Origin of the sequence: Kocuria sp. ZOR0020 (genome assembly GCF_000800955.1) — a bacterium.
GTDB lineage: Bacteria > Actinomycetota > Actinomycetes > Actinomycetales > Micrococcaceae > Kocuria > Kocuria subflava.
The window spans coordinates 1-3,225 of the sequence record NZ_JROX01000157.1 but is presented as its reverse complement, the minus strand read 5'-3'; the positions used below and the strand labels follow the sequence as shown (position 1 = coordinate 3,225).

At 64.3% G+C, this 3,225-nt stretch carries 4 protein-coding genes and 1 pseudogene; all 5 read right to left on the bottom strand.

Translation table 11 applies throughout. From position 1 onward, the window contains the following. A pseudogene (locus L979_RS09650) lies at nucleotides 1-390 on the bottom strand (protein translocase subunit SecD); the annotation flags it as partial. 142 nt (nucleotides 391-532) lie between these two features. Then, on the bottom strand, nucleotides 533-955 hold the full coding sequence (gene yajC, locus L979_RS14680) for a preprotein translocase subunit YajC (RefSeq protein ID WP_052209745.1): 423 nt from the start codon (nucleotides 953-955) through the stop codon (nucleotides 533-535). A gap of 158 nt (nucleotides 956-1,113) precedes the next feature. Next, nucleotides 1,114-2,178 (bottom strand): Holliday junction branch migration DNA helicase RuvB, encoded by a 1,065-nt coding sequence (gene ruvB / locus L979_RS09640; protein WP_047692003.1) that lies wholly within the window; start codon nucleotides 2,176-2,178, stop codon nucleotides 1,114-1,116. Nucleotides 2,179-2,188: 10 nt separating this feature from the next. Continuing rightward, nucleotides 2,189-2,842: a Holliday junction branch migration protein RuvA gene (ruvA, locus tag L979_RS09635; RefSeq protein ID WP_047692001.1), complete on the bottom strand. Its 654-nt coding sequence runs from the start codon at nucleotides 2,840-2,842 to the stop codon at nucleotides 2,189-2,191. A 110-nt stretch (nucleotides 2,843-2,952) separates the two neighbouring features. Continuing rightward, a partial coding sequence (locus tag L979_RS09630) for a crossover junction endodeoxyribonuclease RuvC (RefSeq protein ID WP_047692000.1) occupies nucleotides 2,953-3,225 on the bottom strand: 273 nt, incomplete at its 5' end.

Sequence of the window (3,225 nt, the reverse complement as noted above, 5' to 3'; positions counted from 1 at the left end):
CATGGACACCACAATGTTGGAGCCACCCTGTGTGGTGACCTCCGCCTCTGAGACACCCGAGCCGTCCACACGCTGGCGGATGATCTCCACCGCCTGGTCCAGCTGTTCCTGGGTAATCTCCTGTCCGGCGTCCTCACCCTGCAACCGCGGGGTCAGGACCATCTGGGTGCCACCCTCAAGATCCAAGGCCAGGCGCGGAGTCCAGTCCGTGCTGCCACGTCCGGCACCCCAGGCCAACAAACCGATCAACGCCAGCATGACCACGGTCAGCGCAATCAGGGACGTCCGGGCGCGGCTCAGTGCGCGGGAAATCTCCGTGCGGTCTTTGACCGGCGTGGTGGATGAACTCTTCCGAGACCCCTCAGAGGGTTGAGAAGTGGCAGTCGCCATGGGCAGGGTCCTTGTCAGCGGTACTCGTTCTACAGCAGCAGGCACCGGCCAGGTGTCTGCCTGATCAGTGTTGCTGCCAGATCATGTGGTCACAGTAAAGCGTCCACCAGGGAGAATCCCCGGTGGACGCTACACCACAAGATCAGTTGTTCTCTGTGCTGGTGGCACCGGTGTTGCCGGTGCCCTGTTCACCCGGGGTCTGATCATCCACCACGGTCGTCAGCGTCTGCAGGTGAACGGTCACCTGGGTTCCGGGAGCGATTTCCAGAAACGCTTTGACGGCTTCCTGATCAATGCTGACCACCCGGCCGTAAAGACCGTAACTGGTCATCACCTGGGTGCCGGGGACCATCTTGGACTGCTGGTCCTTCATCTTCTGTTGCTGACGGCGCCGGTTGCGGTTGGTGAACCAGAACATCAGCACCAGCAGACCGATCATCACACCGAAGAACAGGAACTGGCCTGAGCCTCCGGCGTTCTGACCGGCGGCCGACAAGCTGGCATCAGTCTGGGCGGACACGATGGGCTGGGCGGTCAAGGCGGGGGTCAGTGCGGAGGAAAGCACGTGGTCTCCTGATTCTGCAGCCAGGCTGCATCGGTGGTTCTCACGGTGGTGCAGCTGGTGTCACCGTGACGGAAGTTCGCATGGCGTACCGGCGCAGGGGCCACACGCGCATCCACTCATGGTAGGCGACTGACCGTCTGAGGTTGGCCTGACCGGACTCAGTGTTCGCTGTCCGAGTCAGTTTCCGGCCGCTGGAGTGCGGGGTCCCCAAAGGCGGCATGGGCTGGAACGGCCAGTCCCAGATGCTCCCAGGCAGCCGGCATGGCGATGCGCCCACGCGGGGTTCGGGCCAGCAGACCTTCCCGCACCAGATAGGGCTCAGCCACTTCCTCCACGGTTTCGGTTTCCTCGCCCACGGCGATGGCCAGGGTGGAGAGCCCCACCGGCCCGCCACCGAAGTGTTTGACCAAAGCCTCCAGGACACTACGGTCCAGGCGGTCCAGTCCGCGTGGGTCCACCTCGTACATTTCCAACGCCGAAGACGCTGCCCGTGAATCAATACGACTCACACCGTGCACCAACGCCCAGTCCCGGACACGGCGCAACAAACGGTTGGCAATACGCGGGGTACCCCTGGAACGGGAGGCCACTTCCTGAAAACCTTCCGTGCTCAGGTCCAGGTCCAACAGACCGGCCGAACGGCGCAGCACGCTGACCAGTTCCTCCACCGCGTAGAACTCCAGGTGTCCGGTGAAGCCAAAACGGTCACGCAAGGGTCCGGGCAACAGGCCCGCCCGCGTGGTGGCGCCCACCAGGGTGAACGGCGGTAGATCCAGGGGAATGGAGGTGGCACCGGCGCCCTTGCCCACCACAATGTCCACCCGGAAGTCCTCCATGGCCATGTAGAGCATTTCCTCCGCAGGCCGTGACATGCGGTGGATCTCATCCAGGAACAACACCTCCCCTTCCGTCAGGGAGGACAGAATGGCGGCCAAATCACCGGTGTGTTGGATGGCCGGGCCGGAGGAGATCCGCAACGGCGCACCCATCTCCTCCGCAATGATCATGGCCAGGGTGGTTTTGCCCAGTCCAGGAGGCCCCGAGAGCAGTACGTGATCAGCACTGCGGCCCCTGAGCTTGGAGGCCTCCAACACCAGGGACAACTGGCGCCGCACCCGCGGTTGCCCCACAAAGTCATCCAGGGTTCCTGGGCGCAGGGCTGCTTCCACAGTTTTCTCATCGGGTTCCGTGTCTGCTGCCACCAGGCGGTCTCGACCGTTCACAGCTGCGCGATCACCGGGCACGGTCACGCTCCCCCGCTGCTGTGGAGGCTCGTGCCCCCAACCAGGCCAGAACGGTGCGCAGAATCACTGCCACATCTCCTGACTCCCCAAGTTCTTCTCGGCCAACCAGTGCGTCGTCGATGGCTTGGGATGCATCCTTCTCATTCCAGCCCAGACCCACCAGTGCCTCGGTGACCTGGATGCGCCACACGGGCAGTGCCGGCTCGGCTGCTGACGGTGAGGAAGTCTGCGGGGCATCCGCAGGGACCAGTTTGTCCGCCAGTTCCAGCACGATGCGCTTGGCCCCTTTGGGCCCAATGCCTGGAACAGCGGTGAAGGCTTTGGGATCACCGCTGGCGATTGCGGCACGGACGTCGTCGGGACCCAAGGTGGCCAGAACGGCCAGTGCAGTGCGTGGTCCCACTCCGGAGACCCCCAGCATGGTTTCGAAAACTTCCTTCTCCTGGGTGTCGGCAAAACCGAACAGGAGCGGGGAATCATCCTTGCGAGCCACATAGGAGGTGGCCAAGGTGGCTTCCCGGCCGGTGTGGAGACCGGAGAGGGTCAGCGGGGTGACCTGGACTTCCAGGCCCAGCCCGTGAACGTCCACCACCACGGTGCTCAAGCCCTTGTGCAGAACTTCTCCGCGCACCGCTGCAATCATGGGGGTCCTTCCGTGGGGTGGCCCGAGCTGCGGCACACCTTCAACCAGCAGACTCGAACATGTGTACTATTCGCTGCCCAGACTAGCAGCGCTGCGGTCAAACCACGGCTTCAGCGCCCGCCGCGCCGAGCTTTCTGTTCAGCAACCTTCCACGCCCTCTGTGCGGGCGTGAGTCGTGAACCGCCGGCGGCCTGCAGTCGCGCCAGCCGAGTCTGTGCGCCCTGGTGGGTGGCCGTGGCGGCCTGGGCGTCGTAGCCCGAGCCCACGCCCGAGCGCCACCCGTGGCAGATGGCGATGGCAATGGCGTCTGCGGCATCCGCAGGTTTGGGCGGGGCTGCCAGGCCCAGGATGCGCACCACCATGCGCGTCACGGCGTCCTTGTC